At 69.8% G+C, this 22,154-nt stretch carries 20 protein-coding genes; 8 read left to right on the forward strand and 12 right to left on the reverse strand.

Annotation, left to right across the window (positions count from 1 at the left end):
- The 4 genes from ACZYVJ_RS20090 to hglS are packed head-to-tail and all read right to left on the reverse strand — an operon-like array spanning position 1 to position 8,162.
- Positions 1–4,626 carry an ATP-dependent helicase gene (locus ACZYVJ_RS20090; RefSeq protein ID WP_463832633.1) on the reverse strand — a complete coding sequence of 1,542 codons (4,626 nt, stop codon included), beginning with the start codon at positions 4,624–4,626 and terminating at the stop codon, positions 1–3.
- A gap of 38 nt (positions 4,627–4,664) precedes the next feature.
- A complete protein-coding gene (locus ACZYVJ_RS20095; RefSeq protein ID WP_463832634.1) occupies positions 4,665–5,336 on the reverse strand; it encodes a TetR/AcrR family transcriptional regulator in 672 nt (223 codons plus the stop codon).
- 46 nt (positions 5,337–5,382) lie between these two features.
- Entirely contained in the window at positions 5,383–6,912 is a 1,530-nt protein-coding gene (amaB, locus tag ACZYVJ_RS20100; protein ID WP_463832635.1) for an L-piperidine-6-carboxylate dehydrogenase, read from the reverse strand.
- Positions 6,909–8,162 carry a 2-oxoadipate dioxygenase/decarboxylase gene (gene hglS / locus ACZYVJ_RS20105; protein ID WP_463832636.1) on the reverse strand — a complete coding sequence of 418 codons (1,254 nt, stop codon included), beginning with the start codon at positions 8,160–8,162 and terminating at the stop codon, positions 6,909–6,911. The genes amaB and hglS overlap by 4 nt, the downstream gene beginning before the upstream one ends.
- A 30-nt stretch (positions 8,163–8,192) precedes the next feature.
- On the opposite strand from hglS, the gene ACZYVJ_RS20110 reads away from it, so the two are divergent.
- The 6 genes from ACZYVJ_RS20110 to ACZYVJ_RS20135 all read left to right on the forward strand — a co-directional run bounded on the left by ACZYVJ_RS20110 (position 8,193) and on the right by ACZYVJ_RS20135 (position 12,623).
- Positions 8,193–8,645: an Lrp/AsnC family transcriptional regulator gene (locus tag ACZYVJ_RS20110; RefSeq protein ID WP_463832638.1), complete on the forward strand. Its 453-nt coding sequence runs from the start codon at positions 8,193–8,195 to the stop codon at positions 8,643–8,645.
- Positions 8,646–8,706: 61 nt separating this feature from the next.
- A complete protein-coding gene (lat, locus tag ACZYVJ_RS20115; RefSeq protein ID WP_463832639.1) occupies positions 8,707–10,044 on the forward strand; it encodes an L-lysine 6-transaminase in 1,338 nt (445 codons plus the stop codon).
- A gap of 157 nt (positions 10,045–10,201) precedes the next feature.
- Positions 10,202–10,585, forward strand: coding sequence for a hypothetical protein (locus ACZYVJ_RS20120; RefSeq protein ID WP_463832641.1), 384 nt, complete (start codon positions 10,202–10,204; stop codon positions 10,583–10,585).
- 66 nt (positions 10,586–10,651) lie between these two features.
- Positions 10,652–10,963, forward strand: a complete 312-nt coding sequence (gene usfY / locus ACZYVJ_RS20125; RefSeq protein ID WP_463832642.1) for a protein UsfY — start codon at positions 10,652–10,654, stop codon at positions 10,961–10,963.
- Between the two features lie 437 nt (positions 10,964–11,400).
- Positions 11,401–11,838: an ATP-binding protein gene (locus ACZYVJ_RS20130; RefSeq protein WP_463832643.1), complete on the forward strand. Its 438-nt coding sequence runs from the start codon at positions 11,401–11,403 to the stop codon at positions 11,836–11,838.
- On the forward strand, positions 11,835–12,623 hold the full coding sequence (locus ACZYVJ_RS20135; RefSeq protein ID WP_463832644.1) for an RNA polymerase sigma factor SigF: 789 nt from the start codon (positions 11,835–11,837) through the stop codon (positions 12,621–12,623). Before ACZYVJ_RS20130 ends, ACZYVJ_RS20135 begins: the two co-directional genes overlap by 4 nt.
- Here the strand turns inward: ACZYVJ_RS20135 and ACZYVJ_RS20140 are convergent.
- From ACZYVJ_RS20140 to ACZYVJ_RS20175, 8 genes are all read right to left on the reverse strand, one after another.
- On the reverse strand, positions 12,594–13,010 hold the full coding sequence (locus ACZYVJ_RS20140) for an STAS domain-containing protein (protein ID WP_463832645.1): 417 nt from the start codon (positions 13,008–13,010) through the stop codon (positions 12,594–12,596). The two genes, ACZYVJ_RS20135 and ACZYVJ_RS20140, sit on opposite strands and share 30 nt — an antisense overlap.
- A gap of 195 nt (positions 13,011–13,205) precedes the next feature.
- A complete protein-coding gene (locus tag ACZYVJ_RS20145; RefSeq protein WP_463832646.1) occupies positions 13,206–15,002 on the reverse strand; it encodes an acetyl/propionyl/methylcrotonyl-CoA carboxylase subunit alpha in 1,797 nt (598 codons plus the stop codon).
- A gap of 134 nt (positions 15,003–15,136) precedes the next feature.
- Complete coding sequence (locus tag ACZYVJ_RS20150) at positions 15,137–15,556, reverse strand: SufE family protein (protein WP_463832647.1); 420 nt, start codon at positions 15,554–15,556, stop codon at positions 15,137–15,139.
- 10 nt (positions 15,557–15,566) lie between these two features.
- Positions 15,567–16,457 carry a sulfurtransferase gene (locus ACZYVJ_RS20155; protein ID WP_463832648.1) on the reverse strand — a complete coding sequence of 297 codons (891 nt, stop codon included), beginning with the start codon at positions 16,455–16,457 and terminating at the stop codon, positions 15,567–15,569.
- A gap of 38 nt (positions 16,458–16,495) precedes the next feature.
- Entirely contained in the window at positions 16,496–16,987 is a 492-nt protein-coding gene (locus ACZYVJ_RS20160) for a pyridoxamine 5'-phosphate oxidase family protein (protein WP_463832649.1), read from the reverse strand.
- On the reverse strand, positions 16,984–17,646 hold the full coding sequence (locus tag ACZYVJ_RS20165; RefSeq protein WP_463832650.1) for a Maf family protein: 663 nt from the start codon (positions 17,644–17,646) through the stop codon (positions 16,984–16,986). Before ACZYVJ_RS20165 ends, ACZYVJ_RS20160 begins: the two co-directional genes overlap by 4 nt.
- Positions 17,643–17,897: an acyl-CoA carboxylase subunit epsilon gene (locus ACZYVJ_RS20170; protein ID WP_463833075.1), complete on the reverse strand. Its 255-nt coding sequence runs from the start codon at positions 17,895–17,897 to the stop codon at positions 17,643–17,645. The genes ACZYVJ_RS20165 and ACZYVJ_RS20170 overlap by 4 nt, the downstream gene beginning before the upstream one ends.
- 76 nt (positions 17,898–17,973) lie before the next feature.
- Entirely contained in the window at positions 17,974–19,614 is a 1,641-nt protein-coding gene (locus tag ACZYVJ_RS20175; protein WP_463832651.1) for an acyl-CoA carboxylase subunit beta, read from the reverse strand.
- 35 nt (positions 19,615–19,649) lie between these two features.
- On the opposite strand from ACZYVJ_RS20175, the gene ACZYVJ_RS20180 reads away from it, so the two are divergent.
- Both ACZYVJ_RS20180 and ACZYVJ_RS20185 read left to right on the forward strand, forming a co-directional pair.
- Positions 19,650–21,218: an FAD-binding protein gene (locus tag ACZYVJ_RS20180; RefSeq protein ID WP_463832652.1), complete on the forward strand. Its 1,569-nt coding sequence runs from the start codon at positions 19,650–19,652 to the stop codon at positions 21,216–21,218.
- Between the two features lie 17 nt (positions 21,219–21,235).
- On the forward strand, positions 21,236–22,060 hold the full coding sequence (locus tag ACZYVJ_RS20185) for a biotin--[acetyl-CoA-carboxylase] ligase (RefSeq protein WP_463832653.1): 825 nt from the start codon (positions 21,236–21,238) through the stop codon (positions 22,058–22,060).
- Positions 22,061–22,154: the final 94 nt, after the last annotated feature.

A 22,154-nucleotide genomic window follows, 5' to 3' on the forward strand; every position in this document is an offset into this window, starting at 1 on the left:
TCAGCGCAGCCGCATTCCCCGCGGGGTGCGGGCGAAGCCGGCGTCGGCGAGCGCGTCGGCCGGGCCGGGCCCGCCCGTGCGGGGCCGCAGGGCCGGCACCCCGTCGATGCGTTCGACCAGGATTGACGCGACGCGCCGGGACGCGACCAGGTCGGCCAGCGCCGTCGCCGCGGCGTGATGTGCGGCGGGGTCGTCGGTGAAGGTGAGCAGCGATCGACCGCCCCGTTCGAGGAACCAGCCCAGCTCGCCGTCCACCAGCACCACCAGCGCACCGGCCTTGCGGCCCGGGCGCGCCCCCGGCCCCCCGGACCCCGAGCCTTCGCCGCGGGGGGCGGGCCAGGGCAGCGCGGCGCCGTAGGGGTTGGCCGGGTCCGCGGCGGCCAGCGCGATCGCCCGGTACTCGGGCCGTTCCGGGTCGACGCCGTCGGAGTAGGCGCGCAGCCGGTCGACGGTCGACGCGACCGCGAACTGCGCGCCGCCCAGCGATTCGATGAAGTAGCCGCGCTGGCACCGGCCGGCGTCCTCGAAGGTGCTCAACACCTTGTACAGGGTGGCGAACCCGCCGGGCACACCCTCGGCGGCCACCGCGCCCCGGGTCAGCACGCCGTGGCGGCCCAGCAGGAGCTCGGCCTGGTAGTGGGCGCGCAGCGTGGAGTCCGGCTCCGGGGCCGGCAGGATCGACCACCGGCCGGCCACGGTCGGGTCGGCGGGCCGCGTCTGCGGGTGCGCGAGGCTGTAGCGGCTCAGCCGCGGCGGGCGATGCGATCGGTGCGCGGGCGCCGAGCGCCTGCGGGTGCCGGTGCCCCCGAGCAGGGCGCGCACTGGGGCGAACGTGTCGCCGGTGATCCAGCCGGCCCAGATCAGTTCCCACAGCGCGGATTTGAGCTCGGACTCGGGCATCCCGCCCTGCGTGAGCTGTCGGAAGAAGTAGGCGCCACCCGGCGCGAGCGTGTCCAGGACGGCGCGGTGGGCGTCGCCCAGTTCGATGTCGGCGGGCCCGGGCAGCGTCAACGGCGCGGATTCGCCGGGGTGCAACGCGATCCAGCCGTCTCCGCTGGAGATCGACCCGGCCCCCGACCAGGTGACCTCGCCGGTGGCGAGCAGCTCGTCGAGCAGCGCGGGGGAGTAGTCGCGGACCCGGGGGGCCAGCACCAGCGGCTCGATCGCCGAAGCGGGCATCTTGACCCCGGCCAGCTGATCGATCACGGTCATCAGGCCGTCCAACCCGGAATGGCTTGGCGAGCGCGATGATTCGGCCGCCCCCACCCGATGCCAGGCCGGCAGGAACCGGCCGTATGCGGCCGTGCTGACCGGCTCGACCTGCGCCCGCAGCGCCGCCAGCGACCGCCGCCGCAGGATGCGCAGCACGTCGGCGTCACACCACTGCTCGCCCCCGGCCACCGGAGCGCCGGGCGCCTCGGCCGCGGCGACGAAGTCGCCGCGCACCAGCCGGCCGTCACCGGCCAGCCGGCCCAGGATGTCGGCGGTAACCCGCAGCCCCAGCCCGAACCGGGCGGCGGCCTCGCCGGTGGTGAACGGGGTGTGGGTGCGCGCGTAGCGGCCCAGCAATTCGCCCAGCGGGTCGGCCACCTCCTCGGTGAAGGCGGCCGGCACGCCCAACGGGACCGCGATGCCGATGCCGTCGCGCAGCCGGCCGATGTCCTCGATGGCCACCCACCAGCTGCGGCCGGCGAACGACACCGTCAGCGCGCGCCGGGCCGCGCGCAACCCTTCCAGCCAGCCGCCCACGTCGGCGCCGCCGGCGCGGGCGGCCACCTCCTCCTCGGTCAGCGGGCCCAGCAGCCGCAGCAGGTCCGCGACGCCCTCGGCGTCGCGGGCGGCCCGGTCGGGTGCGAGGTGCTGGAGCTGGCGGCCGGTGGCGGCGATGATCTCGGGATCGAGCAGGTCGCGCAGCTCCACCCGGCCCAGCAGCTCGGCCAGCAGCGTGCTGTCCAGCGACAGCGCGGCGGCCCGGCGCTCGGCCAGCGGGCTGTCGCCCTCGTACATGAATGCGCCGACGTAGCCGAACAGCAGCGAAGCCGCGAACGGCGACGGCCGCTGCGTCTCGACCTCGAGCACCCGCACCCGTCGCTGCGCGATGCCGGTCATCAGCAGGGTCAGGGCCGGGACGTCATAGACGTCCTGCAGGCATTCGCGGATGGTCTCCAGCACCACCGGGAAATCGGGGTATTTGCGGGCCACTTCGAGCAGCTGGGCGGCGCGCTGGCGCTGCTGCCACAGCGGCGAGCGGCGGCCGGGGTGCCGGCGCGGCAGCAGCAGCGCGCGGGCCGCGCACTCGCGGAATCGCGACGCGAACAGCGCCGAGCCGCCCACCTCGGCGGTGACGATCGGGTCGATCTCCTCGGCGTCGAAGACGAAAAGGTCGGCGCCGGGCGGGCTGTCGGTTCCCGTGTCGGACGCGAAATCGGAAATGGTGTCGGGCAGCCGCACCACGACGCCGTCGTCGGACGCGGTGGGCTTCTCGTCGATGCCGTAGCGCTCGCGCAGCCGGCGGCCCACCGCCAGCGCCAGCGGTCCGTTCACCGCAAGCCCGTACGGCGAGTGCAGGATCACCCGCCAGTCGCCCAGCTCGTCGCGGAACCGCTCGACCAGCAGGGTGGTGTCCGTGGGCACCACCCCGGCGGCGCTGCGCTGCTCGTCGAGCAGGCGCAGAAGGTTCTCGGTGGCGTACGCGTCGAAACCCAGGCCCGCGCAGCGGGTCTCGAAGGCCTCCCGCTTGAGCCCGGCCAGCTCGCCGGTGAACGCGCCGAGCGCGGCGCCCAACTCGGCCGGCCGGCCCAGGCCGTCGCCGCGCCAGAACGGCAGCCGGGCGGGCTGGCCGGGTGCGGGGATGACGAGTACCCGGTCGTGGGTGATCTCGGTGATCCGCCAGCTGGTGGCGCCCAGCGAGATGACGTCGCCGGGACGGGACTCGTAGACCATCTCCTCTTCGAGTTCGCCTACCCGAGAGGGCTTTTCAGCTTCGGAGGCGAGGTAGACGGTGAACAGCCCGCGATCGGGGATGGCGCCGCCGGAGGTCACGGCCAGCCGCTGAGCGCCGGGCCGCGCGGTCAGTGTGCCGGTGTCGCGGTCGTAGACCAATCGCGGTCGCAGCTCGGCGAATTCGGTGGACGGGTACTTGCCGCTCAACAGGTCCAGGGTGGCCTCGTACACGCTGCGCGGCAGCGTCGCGAACGGGGCGGCCCGCCGGACGGTGTCGAACCACCGGTCGGCGTCCAGCGGTTCGAGCGCGGCGGCCGCCACGGTCTGCTGCGCCAGGATGTCGAGCGGATTGGCGGGCACCCGCATGGTTTCGATCTGGCCGGTCAGCATGCGCTGCACGCTGACCGCGCAGCCGAGCAGGTCGGTGCGGTGCTTGGGGAACAGCACCCCCTGCGAGACCTCGCCGACCTGGTGGCCGGCCCGGCCGATGCGCTGCAGGCCGCTGGCCACCGACGGCGGCGCCTCCACCTGGATCACCAGATCGACGGCGCCCATGTCGATGCCCAACTCCAGGCTCGAGGTGGCCACCACCGCCTTGAGCAGCCCGCGTTTGAGGTCCTCTTCGACCAGGGCGCGCTGCTCCTTGCTGACCGAACCGTGATGGGCGCGGGCCAGTATCGGGTCGGCGCCGTAGGTCTGGCCGCTGCCCATGATGTGCGCAGGGGCGCCGCCGGCCACCTTCGGGTTGGCGTCCGTGGACAGTTCGACGCCGCTGCGTTCGGTGTGAATCTCGTTGAGGCGGGCGGTAAGTCGCTCGGCCAGCCGCCGCGAGTTGGCGAACACGATGGTCGAATTGTGTGATTCGATCAGGTCGACCAGACGGTTCTCCACGTCGGGCCAGATGGTGGTGTTGGCCAGGTTGGCCATGTCGGGCACCGGCACCTGCACGGTCAGTTCGACCGTCTTGGCCGACGGCGGCGCCACGATGGTCGTCGGCGCCTGCCCGGACAGGAACCGGGCCAGTTCCTCGGGCGGGCGCACGGTCGCCGACAACCCGATGCGCTGGGCGGGTTTGTCCTCCCGCAACGCGTCGAGGCGCTCCAGCGACACGGCCAGGTGCGCGCCGCGCTTGCCGGCGGCGATGGCGTGGATCTCGTCCACGATCACCGTCCGCACGCCGGCCAACGTCTCCCGCGCGGCCGAGGTCAGCATCAGAAACAGCGACTCCGGGGTGGTGATCAGCACGTCGGGCGGGCGGTTGATCAGCTGGCGACGGGCGGCGGGCGGGGTGTCGCCGGAGCGGACCCCGACGCTGATGTCCGGGGCCGGCAGGCCACGGCGCTCGGCGATGCGGGTGAGGCCGGCCAGGGGAGTGCGCAGGTTGCGCTCGACGTCGACGGCCAGCGCCTTGAGCGGGGAGACGTAGAGGACCCGGGTGCCGGGCGGGCGCTCGGCTGAGCCGGCGAGGCTGTCCAGCGCCCACAGGAACGCCGCCAGCGTCTTGCCCGATCCGGTGGGGGCGATCACCAGGGTGTTGTGGCCGTCGGCGATGGCGTTCCAGGCGTCAGCCTGCGCGGTGGTGGGTGCGTCGAAGGTGCTGGTGAACCACTCGCGCGTGATCGCGCTGAACCGCCCCAACGGGTCGGAGCGGCCGGGCGGGCCGGGATCAGCGCGAGTGCTCACCTATCCATGGTGCCAACGGGCACCGACAAGTGCGTCCGTCAGCGCGGCTCGATACGAGCGGTCGACATCGCGTGGGAGAGTTCCTCGGGGATCTCGGGCACCCGGGCGATGGCGTCGAACAGTGAGTGCGCGCACGCGTCGGCGAGGCGATCGGCGTCGGTCGTGGGGTCGATGATGCGCTGCCGGCACAGCTCGAAGGTGAACGCCAACCAGCCGTGGCAGATCACCCGAAGGTCGCGTTCCACGTCGGGCTCCAGCTTGCGCGCGGGGGTCTTGGCGACGAGGTCGGTGATCCGGCTCATGATGTGTTCGAGCTGACGGTTCTTGGCTTCGTCGTCGACGCCCAGCAGAACCGGATCGGAACGGCCCAGCCCGACGTAGGCGGCCCACGCGGCCTCGGGATTCTGCTGGTGATACGCCATGTAGGCCATCACTCCGGTCCGCACCTCTTCGTACATGGTCAGGCCGGAGGCGTCGTCCATGTTGGTGTTCTCGTACAAGCGGTCGGCCTCGTCTTTGACCACCGCCGCGAAGAATGCTCGCTTGTCCGGGAAGTAGTGGTACATCAGGGCCCGCGACACCCCGGCGCGTTCCGCAATCTCATCGATGCGGACGTCGTCGTAGGGCCGCTTCCCGAAGACCTCTGCCCCTAAAGCGAGCAGCTCAGCGCGTCGATCCTCGGGGGATAGGCGCCTGCGGGCTGTCGGCATGTGTCAGATAGTACTCATACGACATGAGACGTCGGCCAGTTTGGATTCATCCGAACTTCACGCCCTGGGCCAGCGGCAACTCGCCGGAATAATTGACGGTATTGGTACTTTGGCGCATGTAGGCCTGCCATGAGTCAGTGCCGGATTCGCGTCCGCCGCCGGTTTCCTTCTCGCCGCCGAACGCGCCGCCGATCTCCGCGCCGGACGTGCCGATGTTGACATTGGCGATTCCGCAGTCGGATTCGGCCAGGAACCGCTCGGCCTCGCGCAGGTCGGTGGTAAAGATGGCAGACGAAAGACCCTGCGGTACAGCATTGTTGAGCGCGATCGCGTCGTCCAGTTCGTCGTAGGTCAGCACGTAGAGGATGGGCGCGAACGTCTCGGCCGCCACGATGGCGGTCTGCGCGGGCATCCGCACCACGGCCGGCGCGACGTAGTAGGAACTCGGATGCTCGGCGACGCCCGGGTGGGTGCGCTCGCCGCCGATGACCTCACCGCCGTCGGCGCGCGCCTGTTCCAGCGCCCCCACCATGTCGCGGTAGGCGGTCTCGTGGATCAGCGGCCCGACCAGCGTGCCCGGTGCGGACGGGTCGCCGATCCGGAGCTGCCCGAAAGCGGACGCGACGCGCGCGACGACCTCGTCGGCCACCGAGCGGTGCACGATCAGCCGGCGCAGGCTGGTGCAGCGTTGACCGGCCGTGCCGGCCGCGGCGAACACGACCGCCCGCACCGCTAGGTCCAGGTCGGCCGACGGCGCCACGATGGCGGCGTTGTTGCCGCCGAGTTCCAGCAGCACCCGCCCGAACCGGGCGGCGACGCGGGGACCGACGGCCCGGCCCATCCGTACCGAACCGGTCGCGGATACCAGCGCGATGCGCGGGTCGTCCACCAGCAGCTCGCCGAGTTCGCGGTCGCCCAGCACCAGTGAGCTCACCGCGGGCGGGGCGCCGACGTCGGCCGCGGCCCGGGTGATCAGCGCCTGGGTGGCCAGCGCCGTCAACGGCGTCAGCTCCGAGGGCTTCCACACCACCGGGTCCCCACACACCAGGGCCAGCGCGGCGTTCCAGGCCCAGACCGCGACCGGGAAGTTGAACGCGGTGATGACCCCGACCACACCGAGCGGGTGCCAGGTCTCCAGCAGCCGGTGTCCGGGGCGCTCCGAGCCGATGGTCCGGCCGTAGAGCTGACGCGACAGGCCGACGGCGAACTGGCAGACGTCGATCATCTCCTGCACTTCGCCGGCGGCCTCGGAGGTGATCTTGCCGACCTCGCACGTCACCAGGGTGGCCAGCTCGTCCTTGTGTGCCGTCAAAAGCTCGCCGAGGCGCGCCACCAGCGCGCCGCGAACCGGGGCCGGGGTGGCGCGCCACACCGAAAATGCTTGCGCTGCTTCGGATATCACCCGCTCGGCCTGCTCGGGTGGGGTGGGCGTGACGGTGAACAGGACCTCGCCGGTGATCGGTGTGCCGGCCGGCATCCCGTGGGCGTTTGGCTCGCCGAGTGCGATGTCGGCTCCCATCGCCCGCAGGGCGTCGCGCGCGCGGGCGCGCAAGTCATCGGCTGTGGGCATGGTCATCGCGGTGCCTCCTGGGAGAGCGCTTCGTAAATCGGGTAGGGATCGTAGATCTCGCGGTCGATGGACCCGGCCAGCCACTGCGCGCCGTAGCCGGAATCGTCGACAGCGCAATGGGTTCCGAAGCCGGTGGGCGAGTCCAGGTTCGACCGGAAAATACCCGCCGCCGACGCGGGCAGGAAGTCCTCATAGACGATCGGCGCCGACGGGTCGCCGCCGCGGTAGTAGGCCAGTCCCGCGGCGGCCATCTCCGCGTCGGTACGTGGGAAGTGGTCCGCCCACACCGCGGCCGGGTCGGCCGCGGCCATCGCGGCGTCGTAGCGTTGCCGGCCCTTCGGTGTCAGCGCGACACCGCGCGCCTCCACCTCGCCGAAGCGCATCCGCAGCGTTGCATCGGTGATGTGGCCGTCGTCGCCGCGGAAGCGGCGCGGTTCGGCCAGGGCACGGAAAGACGTCTGGCGCAACAGGACCGCCGGACCGTCGGTGCGGGGCGGCCCCTGGATGGTGTCGATCATGGTGATGCCGCGCCGGGTCATCCGCTGGTACAGGTCATCGATGTCGAGCACCCGGGGCGTCAGGTGGTTGATGTGGGTGGAACCTACCCCCGCGATGTCGGCGGCCACCGCGGAGACCCGCGCCAATTCGTCGTACCAGGATCGCTCGATCGGCTCGCCTGACAACGCGAAGGCCGCCACCGCCGCCGCGACGAACGGCCGCGCCTCGTCCGCATCGCAGCCGCCCTCGGCGGCGATGACTCGCGCCCGGGCCGACACCGCGGGGTCGAACAGGCGGCGCCGCGCCAGGAAGGTGCCGACGCGGCGGCGTAGGTCGCGGTCGAAGTAACGCGGGTCGCGGGTGGCCAGCATCGAGGTGAACACCCGGAACGGGTTGCGCGACAACTCGGTTGGGTCGATGGGACGGAAGGCGGTCGACACAACAGGGACGGGTGACGCCGCGCAACGCAGGTCGTAGTAGCCCACCGGCAGCATGCCGAACGCGCCGAAAAGGTCGGCGACGGCCGCCAATTCGGCCGGGCTGCCCACCCGGATGGCGCCGTGCCGCTCGGCGGTGACCCGCCGCAGCGATCCGAACCGTTCGGCATCGGCATGACGCGCCGCGTAATCGGCGTTGACGCGCTCGCTGACCTCGACCAGGGTGCCGTAGGCGGGCACCTCGGCCGCATACATCGCCGACAGGCCCGCGGCGAACTGTGCCCTGAGCTGCCAGGTTTCCAGCCATTTCGTGCGGGTCACGACGGGCCGTTCCTGCGATAGTCTCCGGCCATGAGTGAGACGCTCGACGAGGTCGACCGGATTCTGGTGCGCGAGCTGGCCGCCGACGGCCGTGCGACGCTGGCGGAGCTGGCCGCCAGCGCGCGGCTGTCGGTCTCGGCGGTGCAGTCGCGGGTGCGCCGGCTCGAGGCACGCGGTGTCATCTCGGGATACGCGGCGCGCATCGACCCGGAGGCGGTCGGACACCTGCTGTCGGCGTTCGTGGCCATCACTCCCTTGGATCCCTCTCAACCCGATGATGCGCCCGCCCGCCTCGAGCACATCGAGGAGATCGAATCGTGTCACTCGGTGGCCGGCGAGGAAAGCTACGTCCTGCTGGTGCGCGTTCCGTCTGCCCGTGCGCTGGAGGACTTGTTGCAGCGGATACGGACGGCGGCCAACGTCAGGACTCGAAGCACCATCATATTGAATACTTTTTACGCTGATAGACAGCGAATACCATAAAATATACGGCATATGCCTCATGATTCCGTAAAAATCGGCTATTTCCCGTATGATGGGCGCCATGACCGCCACCCTGGAACGCGTCACCCACGCCGAGACTGACCGGGTCCACGAGGTGCTGGCGCGCAGCATTCTGGTCGACGGTTTCGACTTCGTGCTCGATCTGGCCCGCTCCGCCGGCTCCTACCTGTACGACGCCCGCGACGGCCGGCGCTACCTGGACATGTTCACCTTCTTCGCGTCCTCGGCGCTGGGCATGAATCACCCCGCGCTGGCCGATGACCAGGAGTTTCGCGCTGAGCTGGCGCAGGCCGCCCTGAACAAGCCGAGCAATTCCGACGTCTACTCGGTGGCGATGGCCCGGTTCGTGCAGACCTTCGCACGGGTGCTGGGTGACCCGGCGCTGCCGCACCTGTTCTTCGTCGATGGCGGCGCGCTCGCGGTGGAGAACGCGCTCAAGGTGGCTTTCGACTGGAAGAGCCGGTTCAACGAAGCGCGCGGGATCGACCCCGCACTGGGCACCCGGGTGCTGCACCTGCGCGGCGCGTTCCACGGCCGCAGCGGATACACGCTGTCGCTGACCAACACCAAGCCGGTCACCGTGGCCCGCTTCCCCAAGTTCGACTGGCCCCGCATCGACGCCCCGTTCCTGCGGCCCGGCCTGGACCGGGAGGCCGTGGCGGCGCTGGAAGCCGAGTCGCTGCGCCAGGCCCGCGCGGCCTTCGAGTCCCACCCGCACGACATCGCCTGCTTCGTGGCCGAACCCATCCAGGGCGAGGGCGGCGACCGTCACTTCCGGCCGGAGTTCTTCGCGGCCATGCGCGAGCTGTGCGACGAACACGACGCCTTGTTGATCTTCGACGAGGTGCAGACCGGCTGCGGCCTGACCGGAACGCCTTGGGCCTACCAGCAATTGGGCGTGCAACCCGACGTGGTGGCGTTTGGCAAGAAGACCCAGGTGTGCGGCATCATGGCCGGCCGCCGGGTCGACGAGGTCGCCGACAACGTGTTCGCGGTGTCCTCCCGGGTGAACTCGACGTGGGGCGGCAACCTGACCGACATGGTGCGCGCCCGCCGCATCCTGGAGGTGATCGAGGCCGACGGACTGTTCGACCGGGCCGCCGAACGAGGGGCCTACCTGCATGCGCGCCTCGAGGAGCTCGCCGGCGAATTTCCCGGCCTGGTGCTCGACCCCCGAGGCCGCGGCCTGATGTGTGCATTCAGCCTGCCGAGCACCGCCGACCGCGACGAGCTGATCCGCCTGCTGTGGCGCCACGCGGTGATCGTGCTGCCCTCGGGGCACGACGGTGTCCGGTTCCGTCCGGCGCTGACCGTCTCGCGCGCGGAGATCGACGTCGCCCTGTACGCCATCCGGGCCGCGCTGCGGGCCCTGCATTAGGCCTTGACCTGACATCGCTCCCGTTTACCGCGGTTTGCCGCGGGGTATTTGAACCCGTGCGACTTCCGCTGCTACCAGCGCGGTGATGATGCCCGGTAACTAATGCGACGTAGCGAGCGATGAACTAAACGCGGACCCTAAAGGGAGGTGACCAACGATGCAAAAAGCGGACGCTCGATCAGGCGGTGACCGCTTGGGTCAGGAAGACGGCGAGGTGCACGCCGCTATCCGGTTTGCCGTGCTGTCCACGCTGGCCGCCGTCGGCTTCCTCTTGACCGCCGCGGTGTGGGTGAGCACCTGCCCGGGAGTCAGCGTGGACACGGTGGCGTGCGGCGCGCCGCAGCGCACCCTGCTGGCGTTCGGTGGCCCGCTGATCGCGCTCGCCGCCGGGATCTGGGCGTTTGTGCGCACCTATCTGGTGTGGAAGGCCCAGGGCACGTGGTGGGGATGGCACGGCGCGGGCTGGTTCCTACTGACCGCAATGGCGCTGATGGTCGCCATGGGTGTTGCTCCGATCGCCGGTCCTATACCGGCTCTTTAGGCTGGTACTGGCTCTTTAGGTTTGTCCTCCCGCGATCTAACGTTGAGGGTGCGGTGAGGAGCAGTTATGGGAGACACCTACCACGACCCCGTCGACCATCTGAGGACGACGCGGCCACTCGCCGGCGAGTCGCTGATCGACGTCCTGCACTGGCCCGGGTATCTCTTAGTCGTCGCCGGCGTGATCGGCGTCTGCGGCAGTCTTGCGGCCTTCGCCAGCGGACATCACCAGGAGGGCATGACGGCGGGGATCGTCGCGGTGATCGCCGCGGTGCTCGGGCTGGCCTGGCTTGCGGTGGAGCACCGCAGGATTCGCCGGATCGCCGATCGCTGGTACACCGAACATCCGGAGGTGCAGCGGCAGTGGCCGGCCAGCTAGCACCTGCCGCCGACTAGCCGGGGCGCCGGCCCTCATCGCGGGTTTTTCGCCGGTGACCTGCCCCGACACGGGGCCGTGTGAAATTTGACATGACAGCTGATTTTGAGGTTACGGGCGCGAACTTGTGGGTATCAGGTCTGCACCATGATGAGTGCCGGAACGGTTGCGTTAGCGTGGTCACCCCATCGTGGGGAAACAGGATCACGAACACACCGATGTATATATGCCTACTGCAACGACTATCGAAATGACCAGCGTGACCCCGGCGATCACCGCGACACGCCCCCATCGGCGCGCCCGAACTGTGTCGGTCGTGTCAGGGCCGCCCGCGGCGGCCCAAATACCCGGCGGCGATCATGACTAACCGGCTCGAACGCGAGGTCCACGGCGGACTGCGAAGCAGTAGTAGTGTCAGTCAAACATTGCCGGGAGACCATATGAATGATGCTGGATTGCACGCTAACAAGCGTCCGCGCGGCCATCGCGCCGTCGAGCTTCACGTTGCTGCGCGACTGGAGAACCTCGCGATGCTGCGCACCCTGGTCGGGGCCATCGGCACCTTCGAGGACCTGGATTTCGATGCGGTGGCGGACCTGCGGCTCGCCGTCGACGAAGTGTGCACCCGGTTGATTCGTTCGGCCACTCCCGACGCGACCCTGATCGTCGTGGTCGATCCGCAGGATGACCAATTGGTGGTGGAAGCTTCCGCGGCCTGCGACACCCACGATGTGGTGGCACCCGGCAGCTTCAGCTGGCATGTGCTGACGTCGCTCGCCGACGACGTCCAGACTTTCCATGACGGTCGCGAACCCAATGAAAGCGGCAGTGTTTTCGGCATCACACTGACGGCGCGACGGGCGGCCTCCAGCAGGTGACAGCGCGAGCTGCCGGCGGTTCGGTTTCGCGTCCGAACGAATACGCCGATGTTCCGGACATGTTCCGTGAGTTGGCCACCACCACGCCCGACTCGATGGAATTTCAACGTCAACGGGACAAGATCGTCGAGCGGTGTTTGCCGCTCGCCGATCACATCGCGCGCCGCTTCGAGGGCCGCGGCGAACCGCGTGACGACCTGGTTCAGGTGGCGCGCGTCGGGTTGGTCAACGCGGTGGTCCGCTTCGACGTCGACGCCGGCTCGGACTTCGTCTCCTTCGCCGTGCCCACGATCATGGGCGAGGTCCGCCGCCACTTCCGTGACAACAGCTGGTCGGTCAAGGTCCCGCGGCGGCTCAAGGAACTGCACCTGCGGTTGGGCACCGCCACCGCCGACTTGTCGCAGCGACTGGGCCGGGCGCCCACCGCGACCGAACTCGCCGCGGAACTCGACATGGATCGGGAAGAGGTCGTCGAGGGTCTGGTGGCGGGCAGCTCGTACAACACCCTGTCCATCGACAGCGGCGGCGGCGGCGAGGAGGAGGAAGCCCGCGCCATCGCGGACACCCTCGGCGACGTCGACACCGGCCTGGACCGGATCGAGGATCAGGAATCGCTGCGTCCGCTGCTCGAGGCGTTGCCCGAGCGCGAGCGAACGGTGTTGGTGCTGCGATTCTTCGAGTCGATGACGCAGACGCAGATCGCCGAGCGGGTCGGCATCTCCCAGATGCACGTCTCGCGATTGCTGGCGAAGTCGTTAACTCGGCTCCGTGACCAGCTGCAGTAGCGGCCGGGGCTCTTCCTCAACCCACAGCGGTTCTAGCAGCGGCTCGGCCTGCTGCGTCGTCACCGGCAGGGTTCCGTCCGGGTCGCAGACCCGCAGCAACCTGGCCACCGCCGGGCTCGGCGCCATGGCCCAGGACACCTGGGCGCCCGAGCATTTCACGTTGATCCGGTGCAGCGCCGAAAAGCCCGCGGTACCAATGAATTTCAGGCCACGGAGGTCAAGGATGATCCGCCGGGAGCGGCTCGCGCTCTGCTGCACGTACGCGACGAGCTGATCGGCGTTGGCCGCGTCGAGCTCGCCGTCCACCGTGATCAGGGTGCCCGTCGGGCCCCAGCGGGCGGTGAATTGTGCTGTGCGGCTTTGCTGCCACGATTGCGCCACAGACATAGCTGACTCCGTACCATTGAGGTGGATTCCCGCTGTGGATACGTCAGCCACGTGCAAAAAGTTCGATAAGGAGGGAATTCCGCCCACCCCCACGTCACTGACGTACCCCGGGCGGCTGTGAACTCAACCTTGACCGAAACCCTACTCGCGATGGCCAGGGCCGACAACGCTGTCTGACAAAACTCTCAGGCAGCGCTACTTGATCTCGGCGAGCACCGTGCCCTGAGTGATGGCGGCGCCGGGCTCGACCGCAAGTCCGGTGATGACACCGTCCTTGTGCGCGGTGACCGGGTTCTCCATCTTCATCGCCTCGAGCACCACCACCAGGTCGCCCGCGGCGACCTCCTGGCCTTCCTCGACCGCGACCTTGACGACAGTGCCCTGCATGGGGGCGGTCACCGCGTCACCCGAGGCGGCCGCACCCGCGTGCGACCCGCGCTTGCGCGCCTTCGGCTTCTTGCGGATGACACCGGCCGGGTCGGCCGCGCCGCCGCCGGACAGCGCCAAGTCACCGGGCAGCGACACCTCGAGCCGGCGGCCGCCGACCTCGACGACCACCTTCTGGCGGGGCCGGGCGTCCTCTTCGTCCAGCGGCTCGCCGCCGGTGAACGGTTCGATGGTGTTGTCCCACTCGGTCTCGATCCAGCGGGTGTGCACCGAGAAGCCGTCGCCGTCACCGATGAAAGCCGGGTCGGACACCACGGCGCGGTGGAACGGGATGACCGTGGCCAGGCCTTCGACGTGGAACTCGTCCAGCGCCCGGCGGGAGCGGGCGAGCGCCTCCTCGCGGGTGGCGCCGTACACGATCAGCTTGGACAGCATCGAGTCGAACTGGCCGCCGATGACCGAACCGGCCTCGACGCCCGAATCCAGCCGGACACCGGGCCCGGTCGGGATGTCGTAGCGGGTGACCGGGCCGGGCGCGGGCAGGAAGCCGCGGCCGGCGTCCTCGCCGTTGATCCGGAACTCGATCGCGTGCCCGCGCGGCGTCGGGTCCTCGGTGAGGTCCAGCTTCTCGCCGTTGGCGATCTTGAACTGCTGCAGCACGAGGTCGATGCCGGCGGTCTCCTCGGTGACCGGGTGCTCGACCTGCAGACGGGTGTTGACCTCCAGGAACGAGATCAGGCCGTCCTGGCCGACCAGGTACTCGACGGTCCCGGCGCCGTAGTAGTGCGCCTCTTTGCAGATCCGCTTGGCCGACTCGTGGATCTCCTTGCGCTGCGCGTCGGTCAGGAACGGCGCGGGCGCCTCCTCCACCAGCTTCTGGAACCGGCGCTGCAGCGAGCAGTCGCGGGTGCCGGCGACGATGACGTTGCCATGCTGGTCGGCGATCACCTGCGCCTCGACGTGGCGCGGCTTGTCCAGGTAGCGCTCGACGAAGCACTCGCCGCGGCCGAACGCCGCGACGGCCTCACGGGTGGCCGACTCGAACAGCTCGGGGATCTCTTCGATGGTGCGGGCCACCTTCATGCCGCGGCCGCCGCCGCCGAACGCCGCCTTGATGGCGATCGGTACGCCGTACTCCTTGGCGAAGGCCACCACCTCGTCGGCGTCCTTCACCGGGTCGGGGGTGCCGGGCACCAGCGGGGCCTGCGCGCGGGCGGCGATGTGACGGGCGGTGACCTTGTCACCGAGGTCGCGGATGGACTGCGGGCTGGGCCCGATCCAGATCAGGTTCGCGTCCAGGACCGCCTGCGCGAAGTCGGCGTTTTCGGACAGGAAGCCGTAGCCAGGGTGAATGGCGTTGGCGCCCGACTTGGCCGCCGCGTCAAGGATTTTGCCGAAGTCCAGGTAGGACTCGGCCGACGTCTGACCGCCTAGAGCGAACGCCTCGTCGGCCAGACGCACGTGCGGCGCGTCGGCGTCGGGCTCGGCGTACACCGCCACGCTGGACAGGCCCGCATCGCGGGCCGCGCGGATCACCCGGACAGCGATTTCGCCGCGGTTGGCGACGAGCACCTTGGAGATCCTCGAGCTGGCGTGACTAGCCACAGCGCCTCCTGTTTGGCATATCCGCAGACGCAATTCTGCGGGCTTCTCTAAGAGAATTTCTTACAACGAGTTCTCGGGAAGTCTAAGCGGCGCACCGTTCGGCCCGACGAGGCGGTCCGGAATTTTGTGGTTTTTTAGGCACTCTCGCGCAGCCTGCGCTTGATGCGGGCGAGCATCGCCGACAGGCCGCGCAGCCGCAGCGGGCTGATCAGAGCGGCCAGCCCGAGGTCGGCGTAAAAATCCTCGGGCACCGCCAGAATGTCGGCGGCCGGCTGTTCGTCGAGCCCGGTGGCCAGAATCGACGCGAACCCCCGCGTGGTGGGCGATTCGGCGGGCGCGCTGAAGTGCAGCCGCACCCGCTCGGGGTCGCTGGCGTCGACATGCAAAAACAGCGGGGTCTGGCATTCGGGCACCGGTTCCATCGCCGCCTGTTCGAGGCCGGGCGGCAGCGCCGGGAGTTCGTTGGCGAACTCCAGCAGCAGCGCCAGCTTGTCCTGGCCCTCGACCTCGGCGAAGTCGGAGACCACCTCGGCCAGCGGCGCGGGCATGCTCATCGCGGCGCCATCAGATCGCAACGGTGCCCGGCTCTTCACCCGCCACGATCGGCGTGCGCACGGTGTTGCCCCACTCGGTCCACGAGCCGTCGTAGTTGCGCACCCCGGGCTTGCCCAGCAGATGCGTCAGCACGAACCAGGTGTGGCTGGACCGCTCGCCGATGCGGCAGTACACGACGGTCTTGTCGTCCGGCTGCAGGAAGCCGTACAGCTCCTCGAGCTCCTCGCGGCTGCGGAACCGGCCGTTCTCGTCGGCGGCCTTGGCCCACGGGATGGACCGGGCGGTGGGGATGTGGCCGCCGCGCAGCACGCCTTCCTCGGGGTACTCGGGCATGTGGGTGCGCTTGCCGGTGTACTCGTCCGGCGAGCGGACGTCGATCAGCGGCTGGCTGCCGAGAATGCCCAGTACGTCGTCCCTGAAGGCGCGGATGGGCTCGTCGTTGCGGGTGACGACGGGGTAGCCGCTGGACGTCTTGGTGGGCACGTCCAGCGTGGTCTCCCGGCGTTCGGCCAGCCACAGGTCACGGCCGCCGTTGAGCAGCCGCACGTCGGGGTGGCCGAACAGCGTGAACACCCACAGCGCGTAGGCCGCCCACCAGTTGCTCTTGTCGCCGTAGATCACCACGGTGTCGTCGCGGGCGATGCCCTTGCGGTCCATCAGCTGCGCGAACTGTTCGCCGTTGATGTAGTCGCGAACCCGGGGATCGTTGAGGTCGGTGTGCCAGTCGACCTTCACCGCGCCGGGGATATGACCGACGTCGTAGAGCAGGACGTCCTCGTCGGATTCGACGATCGCCAGGCCGGGCGCGCCTTGGTTCGCGGACAGCCAGTCGGCGGTGACCAGTCGCTCGGGGTGGGCGTAGGCCGACAATGTCGGGCTTGGATCGGGTGGTAATGCCACAGGTAAAAGCTTACTCAGTGCCCAATGCCACCGGTGTCTCAGTGCTTCTGCACCGTCCGTTCGGGCCCACCCGGCTTCCAGACGGTGATCTCGAGGTGGTCGCCCCGCAGCTCGATCGCTGATGCGCCAGTGACCTCGGTGCCGAAAAACGCGAATTCCTCGCCGCGCAGATCCAGTCCGGTGTCCTGCATCAAGTCGTCGACGAATCGCCGGCGTTGCGCCGCGTCGGAGCACTCATGCGCGAGTCCCCACAGCTTGGCGTCGCCGTCGGGCAGCCGGGTGTCGACGGTCGCGGTGTGTAGGCAAAACCGTGGATCACGCTCCAGATCACGGAATTTGGTGGTTCTCGGCATTCCCGGCAGCCACAGTCGGCTCTCGAAGATTCGCGGCTCCAACGGGCAAATCCGCGGGAACCCGTCGGATCGGGTGGTCGCCAGCATGCACAGGTTCCCGGTGGCGCGGTGTCGGCGGGTGAAGACGGCCGCGATGCCGGGCGCTTCGGCGGCGAACTCCGTCCAGGAGGCTGTCATGGCACCTGGGAGCCGGGGTCTGCTACGGCGTTGTCCGCCCACAGCGCGGATACCGACAGCGCGACCCGGCCCAGCAGCGACCGCAGCAGCGGCAGGCTGACGCCGATCACGTTCGACGGGTCGCCGTCGATGCGGTCGACGAACCAGCCGCCCAGCCCGTCCAGGGTGAAGCCGCCGGCCACGTGCCACGGTTCGCCGTGGGCGACGTACGCCCGCAGGTCCGCATCCGACGGTGTGGCGAAATGCACTGTGGTGCACAGTGATTCGACCTCACGGTGGGTAATGGCGCCGCCGGTGAGCCGCAGCAGGCAGTGCCCGGTGTGCAGCTCGCCGGAGCGGCCACCCATCAGGCGCCACTGGCTCACGGCGGCATCTGCCGATCCGGGCTTCCCGCACAGCCGGCCGTCGACTTCGAGCATCGAATCACAGCCGATGACAACGCAATTGGCCGCGACGCCGCCGTCCAATTCGGCGGCTACCCGGTCGGCCTTGGCGGCGGCTAGGGCGCACACCACGTCGCCCGGCGACGCGTCCGGGCTCAGCGCGGCGGCGACGGCGTCCTCGTCGACGCCGGACACCACGACCAGCGGATCGACGCCGGCCTGGCGCAGCACCTTGAGCCGGCCGGCAGAGGCCGACGCCAGCACCAGGCGGGTCAATGCCTCATGTGGGACATCTGCTGGAACGTGAGCCGCTGATAGTTGGTCATCGCGAAGCGCAGCCGGTCGACCGGCAGGCCCCAGCGCGTGCGCTCGGGCTGTTCGGGCTCTGGCGCACCGCCGGCGCAGCCCAGCACCGCGACCAGCGCGGCCACCTCTTCGGCGGTGGGTTGGCCCTTGAGGATCTGGATGTGCGGCTCGTGCGGCTGCGGCTGCCCGGTCTCGTCGGCCACCACGTCGTCGGCCACCACGTCGGTCTGCGCGGTCACTGGGCCGAACCGTTCGTCTCGTTCCCGTCACTCACTTCGTTCGTTCCGCTCACTCGACTCACAGGGGTATGTTCCCGTGCTTCTTAGGGGGCAGGTGGGAGATCTTGCGTTCCAGCAGCCGCAGCGCCGTGCCGATGTAGCCGCGGGTGTGCGACGGCGGGATGACCGCGTCGACGTAGCCGCGCTCGGCCGCGACGTACGGGTTGACCAGCGTGTCCTCGTACTCCTGCTGCAGCTGCAGGCGCAGCGCGTCGACGTCCTTGCCCTCCTTGGCGGCCTCGCTCAGCTGCTTGCGGTAGACGAACCCGACGGCACCCGAGGCGCCCATCACCGCGATCTGCGCCGACGGCCACGCCAGGTTGACGTCGCAGCCCATGTCCTTGGACCCCATGACGCAGTAGGCGCCGCCGTAGGCCTTGCGGGTGATGACGGTGATCTTAGGGACGGTGGCCTCGCCGTAGGCGAACAGCAGCTTGGCGCCGCGCCGGATGATGCCGTTGTATTCCTGGCCGGTGCCCGGCAGGAAGCCCGGGACGTCCACCAGCATGATGATCGGAATGTTGAAGCAGTCGCAGGTCCGCACGAACCGCGCCGCCTTCTCCGAGGCGTTGATGTCCAGGCAGCCGGCGAACTGGGTCGGCTGGTTGGCGACGATCCCGACCGGCCGGCCCTCGATGCGGCCGAACCCGACGACGATGTTCTGCGCGTAACCGCCCTGAACCTCCAGGAACTCGTCGTCGTCGAGGATGCGGGTGATCACCTCGTGCATGTCGTACGGCTGGTTGGGCGAGTCCGGGATCAGCGTGTCCAGCTCGAGGTCCTCCTCGGTGAGGTTGTCCTCGATGGCGCCCGGGGGATGCGGCTCGGCGTAGCGCGGCGCGTCGGTGGCGTTGTTGGGCGGCAGGTAGCTGAGCAGGTCGCGAACCCAGTCGAAGGCATCCTGCTCGCCGGAGGCGACGTAGTGCAGGGTGCCCGACTTGGCCATGTGGGTGTGGGCGCCGCCCAGCTCCTCCATGGTGACGTCCTCGCCGGTGACGGTCTTGATGACGTCGGGCCCGGTGATGAACATCTGGCTGGTCTGGTCGACCATCACCACGAAGTCGGTCAGGGCGGGGGAGTACACGTGCCCACCGGCCGCGGCGCCCATGATCAGCGAGATCTGTGGGATGACGCCGGAGGCCAGGATGTTGTTGCGGAAGATCTTGCTGTACAGGCCCAGCGAGACGACGCCCTCCTGGATCCGCGCGCCGGCGCCGTCATTGATGCCGATCAGCGGGCGGCCGGTCTTGATCGCCAGCTCCTGGACCTTGACGATCTTCTCGCCGTACACCTCGCCGAGGCTGCCGCCGAACACCGTGGCGTCCTGGCTGAAGATGCACACGTCGCGGCCGTCGATGGTGCCGTAGCCGGTGATCACGCCGTCGCCCAGCGGGCGGTTGTTCTCCAGGCCGAAGTTCTTGCTGCGGTGCCGGGCCAGCGCGTCGAGCTCCACGAACGAGTCCTCGTCGAGCAGGGCGAGGATGCGCTCGCGGGCGGTCAGCTTGCCCTTGGCGTGCACCTTCTCGACGGCCTCTTCGCCCACCGGGTGCAGCGACTCTTCGCGGCGCTTGTGCAGCTCCGCCAGCTTGCCCGCCGTGGTGTGGATGTCGATGGAGTGTTCGGCGGCCGGTTCCGCAGTGTGGTCGGTAACGCTCGTCATGAGTGTCGAGCTTAGCGGCGCGGTACTCTCCGCTGATGAACGCCCGCCCGTTGGGAACTGTGGACTGGGCGGCCGAATGCGACGTGCTGGTGGCGGGTTCCGGCGGCGGCGGCGTCACCGGCGCGTACACCGCGGCGCGCGAGGGCCTCGACGTGCTGCTGGTTGAGGCGACGTCCAAATTCGGTGGCACCACCGCGTACTCCGGCGGTGGCGGCGTCTGGTTCCCGTGCAACCCGGTGCTGATGCGCGCCGGCACCGACGACACGATCGAGGACGCGCTCACCTACTACCGCGCCGTGGTCGGCGGCCGCACCCCGCGCGAACTTCAGGAAACCTTCGTCCGCGGCGGCGCGCCGCTGATCGAGTACCTGGAGGCCGACCCGAACCTCAAGTTCGTGCCGTTGCCCTGGCCCGACTACTACGGCACCGCCCCCAAGGCGCGCCTGGACGGTCAGCGCCACATCGCCGCCAAGCCGCTGGCGGTCGCCGCCGCACCGGAATTCCGCGAGGCGATCCGCGGTCCGCTGGACACCGACCGGCTCGGCGCCGAACCGCCGTCCGACTACTACGTCGGGGGTCGCGCCCTGATCGCGCGGTTTCTCAAGGCCATCGGGCAGTACCCGACGGCGACGCTGCGGCTCGACACCGCCCTGGTCGAGCTGGTGGTAGCCGAGGGCCGGGTGACGGGAGCGATCGTCGAGACCGCCGGCGAGCGCCGCGCGATCCGCGCCCGTCGGGGGGTGCTGCTGGCCGCCGGTGGTTTCGAGGCCAACGAGGAGTTGCGCCGGCGCTACGGCGTGCCGGGAACGTCGCGAGACACCATGGGCGGCCCGGGAAGTCGCGGCCTGGCGCTGCAGGCCGGCATCGCCGCGGGCGCCGACACCGACCTGCTGGATCAGGCGTGGTGGTCACCGGGCATGACCCATCCCGACGGTCGCTCCGCGTTCGCGCTGTGGTTCACCGGCGGCATCTTCGTCAACCAGTCCGGCAACCGGTTCGTCAACGAGTCCCGGGCCTACGATCGCGCCGGCCGCGAGATCATCGCGCAGCTGGCCGACGGGTCGATGACGTTGCCGTACTGGATGATCTACGACGACAAGGAGGGCGAGGTGCCGCCGGTGAAGGCGGCCAACGTCACCATCGTGGAGACCGACAAGTACGTCACCGCCGGCCTATGGCACACCGCGGACAGCCTCGAGGAACTCGCGGCCAAGATCGGCGTACCGGGGCAGAACCTGGCGGCGACGGTCGCGCGGTTCAACGGCTTCGCCGCCGCCGGCGTCGATGAGGACTTCGGCCGCGGCGACGAGGCCTTCGACCGCGCCTTCTCGGCGGGCGCGTCGCCGCTGGTGCCCATCGACTCGCCGCCGTATCACGCCGCCGCGTTCGGCATCTCCGATCTGGGCACCAAGGGCGGGCTGCGGACCGACGCCTCGGCGCGGGTGCTCGATGCCGCCGGCAACCCCATTGCCGGCCTGTACGCCGCGGGCAACACGATGGCCGCGCCCAGCGGCACCGCCTATCCCGGCGGCGGCAACCCGATCGGAACCAGCATGCTGTTCAGCCATTTGGCCGTGCTGGACATGCGCGACCGCCGGCCCTGAGTTCTAGGCTGGGTGCGGTGACAGAACGAGATCAGCTTCGAGCACCGTTGGACGAGAGCGCATTGCGCGCCGAGTTGATCGGCACCGGGCTGGGCTGGCGCAAGCTCGACGTCGTCGAGGAGACCGGCTCCACCAACGCCGACCTGCTGGCGCGCGCGGCGTCGGGCGACGACGTCGCCGGTGCCGTGTTGATCGCCGAGCACCAGACCGCCGGGCGAGGCCGGCACGGCCGCGGTTGGTCGGCCACGCCGCGGGCCCAGGTCACCATGTCGGTCGGGGTGAGTGTCGTCGATGTCCCGACCACTGGCTGGGGCTGGCTGCCACTGGCCACCGGGGTGGCGGTGGTCGACACCGTGACGCCGCTGCTGGCGGGGACCGGGGCGCAGGCGGGTCTCAAGTGGCCCAACGACGTGCTGGCCGGCCCGCCGGATTCGCCGGGCAAGCTGGCCGGCATCCTCGCCGAGGTGGCCAAGCCCGTCGTGGTTATCGGGTTGGGGCTCAACGTGACTCAGTCCGCCGACGAGATCGACGGCCCCGGCGCGACGTCGCTGCTCGACCTGGGTGTGGCCGCGCCCGACCGCACCCAACTGGTGTCGGCGCTGCTGCGGGAGCTGGGCCGGCGGATCGTGGCCTGGCGCGCCGCGCGCGGGGCCGACTGGGCGCTGGCCGCCGACTACCGGGCGCGCAGCCTGACCATCGGCACCCGGGTGCGCGCGCACCTGCCCGGCGGCAAGCAGGTCGACGGGACCGCCAGCGCCATCGATGACCAGGGAAGACTGTGCCTGGAGAGCGGCGGGCAAACCGTCGTCGTCGCGGCCGGCGACGTCGTGCATTTGCGCTAGTGGCGATCGCAAGCGCGGCGGAGCCGGGTGCAGCGGGTCGCCACCATTTGCTCTAGTTGGCCACGGAATGTCGCGTTACACAGCTAATGTCGGC

This window comes from Mycobacterium sp. IDUB_3 (genome assembly GCF_055419585.1).